The sequence below is a fragment of the Burkholderia sp. KL41 genome (assembly GCF_057005415.2).
In genome coordinates this window covers 1,834,190-1,849,930 of the sequence record NZ_CM174447.1, presented here as the reverse complement: position 1 = coordinate 1,849,930, position 15,741 = coordinate 1,834,190, and the positions used below count along the sequence as shown (strand labels likewise).

Annotated in this window: 9 protein-coding genes; 5 read left to right on the top strand and 4 right to left on the bottom strand. The window is 67.7% G+C overall.

The genetic code is table 11. From position 1 onward, the window contains the following. Positions 1 to 221: 221 nt before the first annotated feature. On the top strand, positions 222 to 1,691 hold the full coding sequence (locus tag PQB87_RS25790; RefSeq protein ID WP_111940078.1) for a sialidase family protein: 1,470 nt from the start codon (positions 222 to 224) through the stop codon (positions 1,689 to 1,691). A gap of 64 nt (positions 1,692 to 1,755) precedes the next feature. On the opposite strand, the gene adhP is transcribed toward PQB87_RS25790, so the two are convergent. Then, complete coding sequence (gene adhP, locus PQB87_RS25785) at positions 1,756 to 2,784, bottom strand: alcohol dehydrogenase AdhP (protein WP_059683610.1); 1,029 nt, start codon at positions 2,782 to 2,784, stop codon at positions 1,756 to 1,758. A 420-nt stretch (positions 2,785 to 3,204) separates the two neighbouring features. On the opposite strand from adhP, the gene PQB87_RS25780 reads away from it, so the two are divergent. From PQB87_RS25780 to otsA, 3 genes are all read left to right on the top strand, one after another. Further along, positions 3,205 to 5,283, top strand: coding sequence for a TonB-dependent receptor (locus PQB87_RS25780; protein ID WP_226218612.1), 2,079 nt, complete (start codon positions 3,205 to 3,207; stop codon positions 5,281 to 5,283). A 476-nt stretch (positions 5,284 to 5,759) separates the two neighbouring features. Further along, a complete protein-coding gene (locus PQB87_RS25775; RefSeq protein WP_081064640.1) occupies positions 5,760 to 7,379 on the top strand; it encodes a methyl-accepting chemotaxis protein in 1,620 nt (539 codons plus the stop codon). 598 nt (positions 7,380 to 7,977) lie between these two features. Next, positions 7,978 to 9,384, top strand: a complete 1,407-nt coding sequence (gene otsA / locus PQB87_RS25770) for an alpha,alpha-trehalose-phosphate synthase (UDP-forming) (protein ID WP_489244252.1) — start codon at positions 7,978 to 7,980, stop codon at positions 9,382 to 9,384. A 7-nt stretch (positions 9,385 to 9,391) separates the two neighbouring features. Here the strand turns inward: otsA and PQB87_RS25765 are convergent, their stop codons facing one another. Further along, positions 9,392 to 9,859 (bottom strand): OsmC family protein, encoded by a 468-nt coding sequence (locus PQB87_RS25765; protein WP_233343867.1) that lies wholly within the window; start codon positions 9,857 to 9,859, stop codon positions 9,392 to 9,394. An 83-nt stretch (positions 9,860 to 9,942) separates the two neighbouring features. Continuing rightward, complete coding sequence (gene ftsH, locus PQB87_RS25760; RefSeq protein ID WP_489244250.1) at positions 9,943 to 11,925, bottom strand: ATP-dependent zinc metalloprotease FtsH; 1,983 nt, start codon at positions 11,923 to 11,925, stop codon at positions 9,943 to 9,945. Positions 11,926 to 12,397: 472 nt separating this feature from the next. Here ftsH and PQB87_RS25755 point away from each other — a divergent pair, with 472 nt between their 5' ends. Beyond that, positions 12,398 to 14,056, top strand: a complete 1,659-nt coding sequence (locus PQB87_RS25755) for an acid phosphatase (protein WP_059484882.1) — start codon at positions 12,398 to 12,400, stop codon at positions 14,054 to 14,056. Between the two features lie 166 nt (positions 14,057 to 14,222). Here PQB87_RS25755 and PQB87_RS25750 read toward each other — a convergent pair whose 3' ends face one another. Next, on the bottom strand, positions 14,223 to 15,719 hold the full coding sequence (locus PQB87_RS25750) for an FAD-dependent oxidoreductase (RefSeq protein ID WP_153489502.1): 1,497 nt from the start codon (positions 15,717 to 15,719) through the stop codon (positions 14,223 to 14,225). Positions 15,720 to 15,741 lie beyond the last annotated feature (22 nt).

Genomic DNA, 15,741 nt, shown 5'->3' with positions numbered 1-15,741 from the left:
GCGTCCGCCTCCCTGGACGCACCCGACAAGCAATGAAAACGAAGAGGTGTCTTGACCGACGTGCTGGCGGCATCCAGCACACGCGGATTGCGATGACCGAAACGGCTTCCTGAACGACACGATCCGACGCGCGGCACGGCATCCGTTGCCGCCGCGTACCGGTGCGCGACGTGCCGCTCCATGCCGCGCCATCGCCGCCGCACGTCAACGAGGAGCAGTCCATGCGACGTTCGACCGTATCTCATCCGCTTGTCACCGGCCTGACCCGCCTCACCCGCCTGTCCGCCGCGGCGGCCGTGGCAATGGCCGCCGCGGCGGCCGCGCATGCCGACCCCGTGGTCGTGTCCGGCCCGAGCCCGTTCGCCGCCTGCACCATCGGCGGCCCCGGCACGAACTACGTGAACGCCGAGGTCGAACCTTGGCTGTCGGTCAACCCGGCGAACCCGATGAACATGATCGGCGTGTGGCAGCAGGACCGCTGGTCGAACGGCGGTGCCCACGGGCTCGTCGCCGGCTACACGTTCGACGCGGGCGCGACCTGGGCCCGCACGCCGCAGCCGTTCAGCGCATGCGCGCCGGGCGGGCTGAAGTACGAGCGCGCGTCCGATCCGTGGGTATCGTTCGGGCCGGACGGCACCGCGTATTCGGTATCGATCTCGTTCAACCAGTCGAACAATGCCAACGCGGTGGCCGCGTCGGTGTCGACCGACGGCGGACAGACCTGGAGCAGCCCGGCCGTGCTGATCGCGAACGACGAACCGACGACGCAGTTCTTCAACGACAAGGAATCGGTGACGGCGAACCCGGTGAAGGCCGGCACGGCCTACGCGGTGTGGGACCGCCTCGAGCTGCCGAACGGCAACCCGTACGCGAACCTGCACACGCACGCATATCGCGGGCCGACGCTGTTCTCGAAGACGACCGACGGCGGCAAGACCTGGAGCGCCCCGAAGGTGATCGTCAACGTGCCGTCGCGTCAGCAGACGATCGGCAACCAGATCGTCGTCGATCCGAAGAGCGGCACGCTCTACGACTTCTTCGACCTGATCCAGCCGCCGTTCAGCAAGGCGGCCGGCAAGGTCGCGTTCATCAAGTCGACCGACGACGGCGCGACGTGGACGAAGCCGCAGGTGATCGCGGGGCTGCAGACGGTCGGCGTCACCGATCCGAACACCGGCGAGCCCGTGCGCACCGGCGACATCATTCCGGAACCCGCGATCGATCCGGCCTCGGGGCAGCTTTACGTGGTGTGGCAGGACAGCCGCTTCAACGGCGGCACGTATGACGAGATCGCCGTATCGACGTCGAAGGACGGCGGCGCGACGTGGAGCACGCCGCAGCAGTTGAATACGCCGACCGGGCGCCCCGCGTTCAATCCGTCGGTGCGCGTCGACAACACGGGCGCCGTGATGGTCACCTACTACGACTTCCGCGACCTGCAGGCCGGCAACACGACGACGCTGCCGACCGGTTTCTGGCGCAAGATCTCGCATGACGGCGGCACGACGTTCGCCGACGAGCGGCGCGTCGGCGGCCCGTTCGACATGAAGCTCGCGCCGAACGCGGAAGGCTTCTTCATCGGCGACTACCAGGGGCTCGACGTGATGCCTTCGTCGTCGTTCCACCCGTTCTTCGTGCAGACCAACGCGGGCAACCTGACGAACCGCACCGACGTGTTCTTCGCGCCGTGATGCACGCGTGAGCGCAGCGCTGCCGCGACGTCCGTCGCGTCGCGGCAGCGGGCCCGAATGCGCTTTAGTGCATGTCGGTGAGCACGATACGACCGTCGACTTTCCCTTCGCGCAGCCGCGCGAATATGTCGTTGATGTTGCCGAGCCGGTCGCGATGGATATGCGCGCGCACCAGCCCGTCCGCCGCGAAATCGAGCGACTCCTGCAGATCGCGCCGCGTGCCGACGATCGACCCGCGCACCGTGATGCCGTTCAGCACGCTCGAGAAGATCGGCAGCGGGAAATCGCCCGGCGGCAAACCGTTGAGCGCCACCGTGCCGCCGCGCCGCACCATCCCGAGCGCCTGCGCGAACGCGCTGCGCGACACCGCCGTGACGAGCACGCCGTGCGCGCCGCCGATTTCCTTCTGGATCACCTTCGCGGGATCGTCGATCGACGCATCGATCGTCAGCTGGGCACCCAGCTCGCGCGCGAGTGCGAGCTTGTCGGGCGAGATGTCGACGGCCGCGACGTGCAGGCCCATCGCACGCGCGTATTGCACGGCCACGTGGCCGAGCCCGCCGATACCGGAAATCGCGAGCCACTGGCCCGGGCGCGTATCGGTGACGCGAATGCCCTTGTAGACCGTGACGCCCGCGCACAGGATCGGCGCGATCTCGTCGAACGCGACCTGCGCCGGCAGATGGCCGACGTAGTCGGGATCGGCGAGCACGTATTCCGCATAGCTGCCGTTGACCGAATAACCGGTGTTCTGCTGTCCGTGGCAGAGGGTTTCCCAGCCGGTGTGACAGTACTCGCAGTGGCCGCATGCGGTGTAGAGCCAGGGCACGCCGACGCGGTCGCCCTCGCGCACGTGCGTGACGCCCGCGCCGACCGCCGCGACGACACCCACGCCTTCGTGTCCGGGAATGAACGGCAGCGACGGCTTCACGGGCCAGTCGCCGTCGGCTGCGTGCAGGTCGGTATGGCAGACGCCCGACGCCTTGATGTTGACGAGGATCTGGCCAGGGCCCGGCGTCGGGATCGGCACTTCCTCGATGCGCAACGGCTCGCCGAACGCGTGCACCACGGCCGCTTTCATGGTTTGAGTCATGCGTCGCTCCTGTCTGGTCGATGAGCGCACCAGTATCCGGGCTCGAAACCGGAACGCATTGATACGTGTCAACGGGGCAGGAATCGTGCACGCCGGTGGCGGATTCATGACGGGACGTGTCGCGCAAGCCGCCGCTGCGCCGCCGGGTTGACGGCCCGCCTCTGCTTTCGCAGCCATTTCAGCCGTTTGTCGGAAACCCTGTGGCAGGCGGCCGTTTTGCTTGGAATTTGAAATGATATAACATATCATTTCGTGATCTCGCCCACCTGAAACCGTTTCATCCGGGTGGCCGGGTTACGCCGAGTCATATCCAGACGGGTCACTGCGCGCCGCAGACGCAACAATATATCGTATCCAGCCGTGACCCGCATGGCTCGCCTTCCGATCGGATTCCAACTCATTCCAACTGATTCACCGACCATGCGCGACCTCCCTCGTCTACCGCTTCGCCCGCTCTCGCCCGTCTCGCTGATGCTGTTCGCCGCCGTCGCGCACGCGCAGGCCGATGCGCCCGCGTCGCCTGCACCGACGCAAACCACTGCGCTCGCGCCGATCTTCGTGACCGCGAACCCGCTCGGCGACACCGACCTGATCTCGCCGACCGCGCAACTGTCCGGCGACGCGCTGACGCGCCGCCAGGCCGATTCGCTCGGCGAGACGCTGAACGGGCTGCCCGGCGTATCGACCACCACCTACGGGCCGATGGTCGGCCGCCCGATCATCCGCGGGATGGACGGCGACCGGATCCGGTTGCTGCAGAACGGCGTCGCGGCCTACGACGCGTCGTCGCTGTCATACGACCATGCGGTGCCGCAGGATCCGCTGTCGATCGAGCGCGTCGAAATCGTGCGCGGGCCGGCCGCGCTGCTGTACGGCGGCAATGCGGTGGGCGGCGTCGTCAACACGATCGACAACCGGATTCCGCGCGAGGCGATCGAAGGCGTGACGGGCGCGCTCGACGCGCGCTACGGCGGCGCCAATTCGGTACGTGCGGGCGCCGCGCAGGTCGAAGGCGGCAACGGCCGCTTCGCGTTCCATGTCGACGCGTTCGACCGCGAAACGAGCAAGCTGCGGATTCCCGGCTACGCGCGCAGCAGCCAGCAACGCGCGATCGACGGCCCCGACACGCCGCAACCGTACGGCAACGTGCCGAACAGCGACGGCCGCGTGCATGGCGGCGCGGTCGGCGCGTCGTACACGTGGGCCGACGGTTTCGCGGGCCTGTCGTACAGCGGCTACGAGTCGAACTACGGCTCCGTCGCAGAGGACGACGTGCGCCTGCGGATGCGCCAGGAACGGCTCGCGCTCGCCTCCGAGATACGCAACCTGAGCGGGCCGTTCACGAAGCTGAAATTCGACTTCGCGTACACCGACTATCGCCACAAGGAAGTCGACAACGGCGAGACGGCCACCACCTTCCGCAACCGCGGCTACGAGGCGCGCATCGAGGCGCGGCATCGCAGGATCGGCCCGTTCGAAGGCGCGATCGGCGTGCAGTTCGGCCAGAACACGTTCTCGGCGCTCGGTGACGAATTGCTCGTGCCGTCCACGCGCACGAACAGCGTCGCATTGTTCGGCCTCGAGGAATGGCAGGTCGTCCCGGCGCTCAAGCTGAGCCTCGGCGGGCGCTTCGAGCACGTGAAGGTCGACCCCGATCCGGCCGGCGTCGAGAAATTCGCGGGAGCACAGCCGCGCGACTTCAATGCCGGCAGCGTCTCGGCCGGCGCGCTGTTCTCGCTGACGCCCGTGTGGTCGGTGGCGGCCAACGTCGCATACACCGAACGCGCGCCGACCTTCTACGAGCTGTATTCGAACGGCCCGCACGATGCGACCGGCCAGTTCCTGATCGGCAACCCGAACGCGTCGAAGGAAAAGGCCGTGTCGACCGACCTGTCGCTGCGCTACGCGAGCGGGCCGAATCGCGGCAGCGTCGGCGTGTTCTACAACCGCTTCTCGAACTACCTGACCGAGTACAACACGGGCCGCGTGGTGAACGATGACGGCGAACCGGTCGCGCCCGGTACCGACGGTTCGCTCAACGAGGCGATCTACCGTGGCGTGCGCGCCGAGTTCTACGGCATCGAGCTGGACGGCAAGTGGCGCGCCTTCGCGCGGCGCGGCCATACGGTCGACCTGGAACTGACGGCCGACTACACGCACGCACGCAACGTCGATACGGGCCAGCCGCTGCCGCGCATCGCGCCGCTGCGCGCGACGCTCGCGGCCGACTACGGTTACGGCCCGTTCGGTGCGCGCGCGCAGGTCACGCATGCGTGGTCGCAGCATCGCGTGCCCGACAACGACTTTTCGACGGACGGCTACACGTCGCTCGGCGTGATGCTGACCTACAAGTTCCGCGTCGGTGCGACGCACTGGCTCGCGTACCTGCGCGGCGACAACCTGACGAACCAGGAAATCCGCTATTCGACCTCGGTCGTGCGCGGCCTCGCGCCGGAAGGCGGCCGCAGCGTGATGGCCGGGTTGCGCACCACGTTCTGACCCTCTCATGGCCCGCGGCGCCCGCCGCGGGCCGCGGGCCGCCTTGCGGCGCCTCCACTCCGCCACGGATTTCCGTTTTCCGGACAATGCCGCCCATCGCGCGACACATACCGACGACGCGCACCGGTTCCCTCCCCAATTAGAGCGCGAGGGAATTTCATTTTATTCACCCATAAATAGAAACAAATTCATCATACGATTATTAGCAAAAAGATCTATTTTGCCTCGCAGGATAAAACCGGTTTCAAATTCCACGTATAAACCTTTGAATCACGGGCGCCTCGGTTCTTTCTCCCCGGGTTCGAGCAAACCCGCCCAAAAAGGATTCCAGCGCTAAAAAAACTAATATCAGGGTTTTCGAAGGGTAAAGAATCATTCGGTATACCCGTTAATGCCGGCACGAGCCCGTATCTGGTCGAACAATAAATTCAATTTGCCAACCACACGCGCAGAGGCACAACGTGAATATCGCCAGAATGAGCATCAAGACAAAACTCCTCGGCGGCTTCGGCCTGCTCGCCGCGGTCGTCGTGATCGTGTCGGGCGTGGCACTCAAGGCACTCTCCGATACGAACGCCGAGTTTTCCCGCTACATGAACGGCATCAACGCGCGGGCGAACCAGTCCGCGCAAATCCGAACCGCGGTCGACCGGCGCGCGATCGCGGCGCGCAACATCGTGCTCGTGACCAAACCGTCCGATCTCGAGCTCGAACTGGCCGAGGTGAACCAGGCGCACAAGGACGTGCAGGAACATCTCGCGAAGCTCAAGGAGATGATGGCGAACGCGACCGACACCTCCGATCGCGCGCGCGAACTGGTGGGCAACATCGCCCGAATCGAATCCAGCTACGGGCCCGTCGCGCTGCGTATCGTCGGGCTCGCGCAAGCCGGCAAGAAAGAAGAGGCGACCGCCGACATCGACGACAACTGCCGCCCGCTGCTCGCGCAGCTCGTGCGCGCGACCGATGCCTACGCGACCTATACGCATGAACGCGAACTCGCGATCGCCCAGCAATTCGCGGATCGTTATGCGATGGAGCGCAACCTGCTGGCCGGCATCTGCCTGATCGCGGTCGCGGTCGCGGCCTGCGGCGGCCTGTGGCTGACACGCAAGATCACGGTGCCGATCGGCTCGGCCGTGGACGTCGCGCGCACGGTCGCGAACGGCGATCTCGGCAGCCGTATCCACGTCAGCGGCAACGACGAGACCCGCGACCTGCTCGACGCGCTGCGGACCATGAACGAGCGGTTGATCGGCATCGTCGGCCGCGTGCGCGATTCATCGAACAGCATCGCGCATGCCGTGAGCGAGATCGCGTCGGGCAACCTCGACCTGAGCCAGCGCACCGAGGAACAGGCCGCGTCGCTGCAGGAAACCGCCGCGACGATGGAGGAATTCACGTCGACGGTGCGGCTGAATGCCGAGAACGCGCAACAGGCGAGCGCGCTCGCCGCGAATGCGTCGGATGTCGCGCATCGCGGCAGCTCGGTGGTCGGCCGCGTGGTCGACACGATGACGGAAATCGGCCAGAGCTCGTCGAAGATCGCCGACATCACGGGCATCATCGAAGGCATCGCGTTCCAGACCAACATCCTCGCGCTGAATGCAGCCGTCGAAGCGGCGCGGGCGGGCGAACAGGGCCGCGGCTTCGCGGTCGTGGCGAGCGAGGTGCGCAGTCTCGCGCAACGCTCGTCGACGGCGGCAAAGGAGATCAAGGAACTGATCACCGCGTCGGTGCAGACGATCCGCGACGGCTCGGCGCTGGCCGGCGAAGCCGGCAAGACGATGTCGGACGTCACGCAGGCCGTCGCGCGCGTGACGGACATCATGGGCGAGATCGCGGCCGCGTCGGCCGAGCAGAGCCGCGGCATCGACCAGGTGAACCTGACGATCACGCAGATGGACGAGACGACCCAGCAGAACGCGGCGCTCGTCGAGCAGGCCGCGGCCGCATCGAAGTCGCTCGAGGCGCAAGGTCGCGAGCTGTCCGAAACGGTCGCCGCGTTCCGGATGCCGTCCGGCACGCACGTGACGTCGTCGGGCGCGCACGCGCAGGAACCCGCCGCGCATCACTGGCAACCGGCCGCCGCGTAACGGATACCGCAAGGAGACGGCGATACGCACGCGGTTTCGCCGGTCCGCCTGCGTCACGCTTGCGCATACCGCGCGATGCGCCGCGCATCGTCAACGTCCGGCTCGATCTGTTCGCACGCGCGCCGTCGCACGTCTCCTTTCCGGTTCGCGGCACGCGCGCGTGTAGCTCGCGCATCGGCGTAGCCGCGTCGTCGCCGGTCGTTTCTACCGACCGGCGCGGCATCGAGCGCGTGTCCGGCAACGCGTATCGTCACGGACGATCGCGCGCGATGCCCGTCCTCCGCATGCCGTCGCGCACGCCGCGTTTGCAGCGTTGCGCAAGTTTCGATCCCGGCCATGTATCGCGCGTTGCCACACCGGCGGCATGGAGAAAACGCTGCGTTCGCTCGCGCATCGCTCGCCGACGCAGACTTTTAAAACGAACGAATGACGAGTATGCTTAAAAAAGCACTCCGCGTTCGGACGGCGAATCGCGTGCCCTGACTCCCGTCCGATCGTATTGCGGCCCCATCGCTTCGCACACCGCGTGCCGATGGCGGCGTCAGCTTCTCGCGCCACGGCCGCACGAACCTTCCCCCAACAATCGTCAGGAGAGCTGGTGAGCCGACTCGTCGTCGTATCCAATCGCATTGCAGATCCCCGTAAAGCCGCGGCCGGCGGGCTCGCCGTTGCCGTGAAAGACAGCCTGCAGGAGTCCGGCGGCGTCTGGTTCGGCTGGAGCGGAAAGCTGCGCGGCGGCGACGACCAGCCCGCGCATGGCGACGACGTGCAGATCCAGAACGTCGGCGGCATCCAGCTCGCGACGATCGATCTCGACCCGCAGGACTACGACGCCTACTACCTCGGTTATTCGAACAACGTGCTGTGGCCGGTGTTTCACTACCGGCTCGATCTCGCGCAGTTCGACCGCCGCTTCGCCGACGGCTACCGGCGCGTGAACCAGTTGTTCGCGCGCAAGCTGCGCACGCTGCTGCGTCCCGACGACACCATCTGGGTCCACGACTACCAGCTGATTCCGCTCGCCGCCGAGCTGCGCGCGATGGGCTGTACGAATCCGATCGGTTTCTTCCTGCACATCCCGATGCCGCCGCCGCCGATCATGGCCGCGATCCCGGAACACGAATGGCTGATGCGCTCGCTGTTCGCATACGATCTCGTCGGCTTCCAGACCGAGTCGGATCTGCTCCACTTCGAGCATTACGTCGAAGCGGAAGCCGGCGCCGCGCGGCTGCCGGACGGCCGGCTGCGTGCATTCGGCCGCACGCTGTCGGCGGGCGCGTTCCCGATCGGCATCAACGTCGACGAATTCGAGGCGCTTGCGCGCGACCGCGACGGCCTCGACATGTTCGAGCGGATGCGCGACGAATATTCGCGGCGCCAGTTGCTGGTCGGCGTCGACCGGCTCGATTACACGAAAGGGCTGCCGCAGCGCGTGCATGCGTTCCGCGAGTTGCTCGAACAGTATCCGGAGAACCGCGACCGCGCGACGCTGATCCAGATCGCCGCGCCGAGCCGTGAGAATCTCGGCGCATACGACGACCTGCGGCGCGAGATGGACAGCCTGTGCGGCGCGATCAACGGCGACTACGGCGAACTCGAATGGATGCCGATGCGCTACATTCACCGCACCGTCGCGCGCAAGCGCTTGCCGGGCCTCTATCGCGCGAGCCGCGTCGCGCTCGTCACGCCGCTGCGCGACGGGATGAACCTCGTCGCGAAAGAATTTCTCGCCGCGCAGGACGCGGCCGATCCGGGCGTGCTCGTGCTGTCGCGTTTTGCCGGCGCGGCCGAGCAGCTGAAGTCGGCGCTGCTCGTCAATCCATACGACACGCAAGGCACCGCGCAGGCGATCCAGCGTGCGCTCGCGATGCCGCTCGAGGAGCGCCGCCAGCGTCATGCGGCGCTGATGGCGATCTTGCGCAAGACCGACGTGCACTGGTGGCGCACGCGCTTTCTCGACGCGCTCGCCGAAGCGGCCGAAGTCGCGGCCGCGGCCGAATCCTGACGCGCGCTCACGCGTCCGTCGCCGCGTATTCGAGCGCCGCGCCACTCACATCGCACAGATCGACCGACACCGGAATGCCTTCTCGCAGGCTCTCCGTCAGTACGCAGTACGCATCGAACTGATCGAGCACGCGCGTCGCCGCCGCGAGATCGGCCCACGTCCTGCCGATCGACAGCCGTACCGACATCGCACCCACGCGCACCCTGCCCGCTTCGTTCTGCACCATGTCGACATCGATGTGTGCGGCAATCGGCTGCGGATCGACATGCTGCTTTTCCAGCGCGAACAGCAGGCTCGCCGCAAGACAGGTCGCGACCGCCGCGGCCAGCAACCGGATCGGGTTCGGCCCGCGTCCTTCGCCGAGCGGCGGCGGTTCGTCGGTGAGCACCGGCGACAGCGTCGTGCCGGCAAACACCACTTCGAAACAGAAGCGCGCCTGCTGCGCGACATCGACCGATATGTGCGCCTCGCTCATGGCGACTCCGCGCGGATCAACTGGGAAAGGAATGCCGGCACGCAGTCGCATCGATGCGCGCCGCCCGCAGGTTCGCGGTACCTTCAGCGCTCGGGTTCGCGTGGCGGCCCGTATGCGACGAAATCGCGCTCGACCGCGGACGCATGCTCCGTTTCGATCGCGCCGCCGCGTGCGCCGGCTTCGTCGTCCGGTGCCGGTGCGGCCGGCGTCGCGGACGACGGTTCGACGCGCCCGTCGATCAGCGCCTGCAGCGCTTCGCGCTCGAGCACCTCGGATTGCAGCAGCCGTCGCGCGATGCGTTCGAGCGCATCGCGGCGTTCGCCGAGCGTCATCGCGACCCGCGCATGCGCGTCGGCGAGCAGCGTGCGCACCTCGTCGTCGATCATCCGCGCGGTGTGCTCGCTGCAGCGCCCGTCGCCCGCATGCCACGCGCCGGGCATGCCCTGGCGCACATCGCCGTCGTCGAACGTCGCAAGCCCGATCTTCTCGCTCATCCCGTACTGCATGACCATGTGGCGCGCCATCGCGGTCGCGCGTTCGAGATCGTTCTGCGCGCCCGTCGACACGTCGCCGAACACGAGCTCCTCGGCAACGCGCCCGCCGAGCAAGGCATCGATCCGGTCGAGCAGTTCGCTCCTGCGCAACACGTAGCGATCCTCGGTCGGCACCTGCTGCGTATAACCGAGCGCCGCCACGCCGCGCGGAATGATCGACACCTTCTTCACCGGATCGCAATGCGCGCGGCTTTCCGCGACGAGCGCATGGCCGGCCTCGTGATACGCGATGGTCAGCTTCTCCTGCGCGTTCATCACGCGGCTCTTGCGTTCGAGGCCCGTCAGCGCGCGATCGATCGCCTCGTCGAAGTCGGCCATCCCGATCGCCGGCTTGCCGAGTTCGGCCGCATGCAGCGCGGCCTCGTTGACGACGTTCGCGAGATCGGCACCGACGAAGCCCGGCGTGCGCGATGCCAGCTCGCCGAGATCGACGTCGGCCGCGAGCTTCACGCGCTTCACATGCACGCCGAGAATCTGCCGGCGGCCGTTCACGTCGGGCCGGTCGATCGCGATGTGGCGATCGAAGCGGCCCGGCCGCAGCAGCGCGGGATCGAGGATCTCCGGCCGGTTCGTCGCGGCCATGATGATCACGCCGGAGCCGGCCTGGAAGCCGTCCATCTCGACGAGCAACTGGTTGAGCGTCTGCTCGCGTTCGTCGTTGCCCGACATCGGGCCGACGCCGCGCACCTTGCCGAGCGCGTCGAGCTCGTCGACGAACACGATGCACGGCGCCTTCTGCTGCGCCTGCTCGAACAGGTCGCGCACGCGTGCCGCGCCGACGCCGACGAACATCTCGACGAACGCCGAGCCGCTGATCGAGAAGAACGGCACGGCCGCCTCGCCGGCCACCGCGCGCGCGAGCAGCGTCTTGCCGGTGCCGGGCGCGCCGACGATCAGCACACCCTTCGGAATCTTGCCGCCGAGCCGCTGGTAGCGTTCGGGGTTGCGCAGGAACGCGACGATCTGCTGCAGTTCGGCCTTGGCTTCGTCGATGCCCGCGATATCGTCGAACGTGATGCCGGTTTCCTGCTGCACGTACACGCGCGCGCGGCTCTTGCCCATCCCGGTGAAATCCTGCAGCCCGCCGCGCTTGCGCAGCATCATGTTCCAGATGAACACGAACAGCACGAGCGGCAGCAGCCACGAGGCAAGCGATGCCATCCAGCTCGTGTCGGGCGCGCCGTGATAGCGGATGCCGGCCGCGGTCAGCGTGTCGGTCAGGTGTTCGTCGCTCACGCGGTTGGTCGTGAACCGCCACGGCGCGCCGGCCTGCTGCACGGCCGAAGCTTCGGACGCCGGCAGCACCGCGCCGGCCTGCGGCATCTTCAGCGTGCCCGAGATCGATGCGGGGCCGACTTCGAGATCGTCGACGAGCCGTGCGACGACGAGCCGGTGGAAATCGCTGTACGCGATCGACGCCGACGACGGACGCAGCATCAGCAACTGCGCGGCGAACAGCACGAAGAAGCCCGCCGCGATCAGCAATCCCGGGTAGTCGAATTTCCTGTCCATGGCATCCGGCCGGACGTGCGCGCGACGCTATGCTGCGCTGCCGCGGCACGGCGGACGTGCGTGGCTACGCGCGCAGCCCGCGCGCGGCGTCGGCGGCCATGCGGCAGCGGTAGTCATGCGTGCCATCTCGCCTCGCTCCTGCGCATCAACGATGCCGCGACAACGCCGTCGGCCGGCATCGCCGGGCAATCCTCGCCCGGGCGGCACGCCGCGACGCGCCGCCCCTGAATCAAGTCTAGTTCGCGCGAGTGCGTCGCGCATCGCCCGCGGCGCGACGGGAATCGTCCGACAAACACCTTTCATCCGCCCCCGTTGCCGCGTTATAGTCGCGTTCGTGACATTTTTGTGACAGATGCATCGCGCGCGCCGATACGCCATACGGGCCGTTGCCTTCCATCGTTGGGCACGGCAGCCGGTGCGGCACCGCCGTGCATTACGCCCCGTCCACCCGCCCATTCGAGGAACCCACGACGTGAACGACACCCCCGATCGCCCCGACGACCTTCCTGCCGATCCTGACCGCCGCCGCGTGCTCGGCGGCCTTGCCGCGCTCGGTGCGGGTGTCGCGCTCAGCGGCTGCGAAACCACCGGCGCGCCGCGTTCCGCCGCCGACCTGCGCGTCGACGAAGCGCTGCGCCAGCGTGTGCGGCACATCGTCGTGATCTATGCGGAAAACCGCAGCTTCGCGAACCTGTACGGCGATTTCCCGGGCGTAAGCCATCCGCTGAGCGAGGTACGGCCCGAGCACGCGCAGCAGCTCGATCGCGACGGCAAGACGCCGTTGCCCGTGCTGCCGAAGATCTGGGGCGGGCTCGTGCCGCAGGCGCAGGAAGTGGACGGCAAGCGCTACGCGATCGCCGAGCGCGACATCGACAAGCTGCCGAACGCGCCGTTCCGGATCACGGACGCGCAGGGCAAGCCGCTGCCGAACGGCGTGATCACGCGCGACCTGTGGCACCGCTTCTACCAGAACCAGATGCAGATCGCGGGCGGCCGCAACGACCAGTTCGCCGCGTGGGCCGATTCGGGCGGCCTCGTGATGGGCCATTACCGCAATTCGGCCGACACGCTGCGGCTGTGGAACCTCGCACGGCAATACACGCTGTGCGACAACTTCTTCATGGCGGCCTTCGGCGGTTCGTGGATGAACCACATGTTCCTGATCTCCGCGCAGCCGCCGCTGTATCCGGACGCGCACAAGCATCCGCATGCGGCGAAACTGCTGTCGAAGGTCGAAGGCGACGATCCGGCCGGCACGCGCCTGAAGCTCGCCGACGATTCGCCCGCGTCCGCGCTCGACGGCCCGCCGAAGTTCGCGGGCGACGGCCCGCTGACGCCGGACGGCTATGGCGTGAACACGATGGCGCCGCCGTACCAGCCGAGCTACGTGCCGCCGCCTGACCCGGGCAACGCCGCGTATGCGGACCCGGCCGACCATCGCGTGATGCCGCCGCAGGGTTATGCGACGATCGGCGATCGCCTGTCGGAAAAGAACATCGACTGGGCGTGGTACAGCGGCGCGTGGCAGTACGCGCTCGAGCATCGCGACACGGGCACCGTGCCCGATTTCCAGTACCACCACCAGCCGTTCAACTATTTCGCGAACTACGCGCCCGGCACCGATGCGCGCAGCAAGCACCTGCGCGACGCCGGGCTCGGCGACGAGCCGTCGACCAACCACTTCATCGCCGACATCGACGCGGGCCGCCTGCCGGCCGTCACGTTCTACAAGCCGCAGGGCAACCTGAACATGCATGCGGGCTACGCGGACATCGAATCGGGCGACCGTCACATCGCGACGGTGATCGACCATATCCGGCGCGGACCGCAATGGGACAACACCGTGATCGTGATGACGCACGACGAGAACGGCGGCTGGTGGGATCACGTCGCGCCGCCGGTGGGCGACCGCTGGGGCCCCGGTTCACGGATTCCGGCGCTCGTGATCTCGCCGTTCGCGAAGAAGGGTTTCGTCGATCACACGCTGTACGACACGAACTCGATCCTGCGCTTCATCAGCCGCGTGCACGGGCTTGCGCCGCTCGACGGCGTGGTCGCGCGCAACAAGGCGTTCGCCGCGCGCGGCGCGACGCCGCCGGGCGATCTCACGAACGCGCTCGACCTCGGCTGACGGCGGGTTGGTCTGGTTGGCCGCTTAGCGGCTGAGCGGCTGAGCGGCTGAGCGGCTGAGCGGCTGAGCGGCTGAGCCGCTCAAGCACTTGGGCACTTGGGTGCCCGAAACGACGCCCCGGGCAATACGATTGCCCGGGGCGTCGTTCATTTCCCCCCGGCCAACGCTACGCGGCGTTGCGCAGCGCGTCGCACCCCGCCTGGGCGGCGTGACGGCCGGCCTGCCGGCCGAAGAACGTCGCGTCGGCCAGCGACAACCCCGAGCTGTACCCGGCGCCCCAGCGCGGCAGCCCGCAGGTCGTGCGGCCGGCCGCATAGAGCCCCGGCACCGGCGCGCGCGTCGCGTCGACCACCTGCCCGGTCGGCAGCGTGTCGAGCCCGCCGAGCGTGAAATGCGGATAGAACGCGTAGTCGATCCGGCAATCGAGCGCGACGAACGGCGGCTCGATCAGCGCCTGCAGCCATTTCTCCGCCTTGTGGAACAGCGGATCGGCGCCTTCGGCAGCATGGCGGTTGTAGACGTCGACAGTCGCCGTCAGCGTGCCGGCCGGCATCTGCAGGTCGCGTTCGACTTCCTCCCACGTTTCGCCGGCCGCCGCGATGCCGATCCGCGCAATCGCGGGCGGCTCGCGGTACGTCGCCTGGTCGACGAGCAGGTAGATGCGGTCGCCGGCCTGGTGGAACGCGTGATGACCCGTGCGGCCGTGATAACCGTCCTCGTTGATGAAGCGCTGGCCGCGCGCGTTCACGAAGATTCCCCGGATCAGCGATTCGGGTGCATAGAACGGCAGGCTGACGAAGCCCTGGTCCATGTGGATCGCCGCGCCGCCCGCGCTCTGGCCGAGCAGGATGCCCGAGCCGTCGTCGCCGGGGCTGCCGATCGGCTCATCCGAGCGCAGGAACTGCGGCGCATGGCGGCGCACCATGTCGCGATTCATCGCGAAACCGCCCGCGCACAGGATCACCGCGCGACGCGCACGCACGCATGCCGTCTCGCCATACGCGCGCAGCACGACGCCGCGCACCGCGCCATCGTCGTCGACGATCAATGCGAGCGCGCGCGTGTCGTAACGCGTCGCGACGCCGAGCGCCGCCACGCGTTCGGCCAGCACCCGCATCAGCATCTGCCCGCCGCCCCAGCCCGGCCATTGCGGCGTGTGCCCGCGCGGGCACGGCTTCGCGGCCTCGCTGAACGGCCAGGCTTCCTCGCTGCCCGACCAGATCAGGCAATCGTCGGTCTCCGGTTCGACGATCCGCTCGGCAATGAACGTGTTCTTGTACGTGAGGCCCTGCGCGACGAGCCAGTCGTGGTGCGCCAGGCTTTCGTTCGCGTAGAGCCGCACCTTCGCCTCGTCGGCGTCGCGCCCGCCGGCCAGCATCAGGTAGCGGTACAGATCCTCGGTGTCGTCGGTAAAGCCGGCCTGCCGCTGTGCGGGCGTGCCGCCGCTTCCGCCGAGGTAGATCTCGCCGCCCGACAGCGCGCTCGTGCCGCCGTAGCTCGAGGCGCGCTCGACGATCAGCGTGTCGGCGCCGGCGCGCGCGGCTTCGATCGCCGCGCAGGCGCCGGCCGCGCCGAAACCGACGATCACGACATCGTGTTCGGCATCCCAGCGATGCACGTCTCGAATGTTCAGGGGGTGAGTCAGGGAATAGTCGGATGACATGAGGAATGGGTCAGCGTGTAGG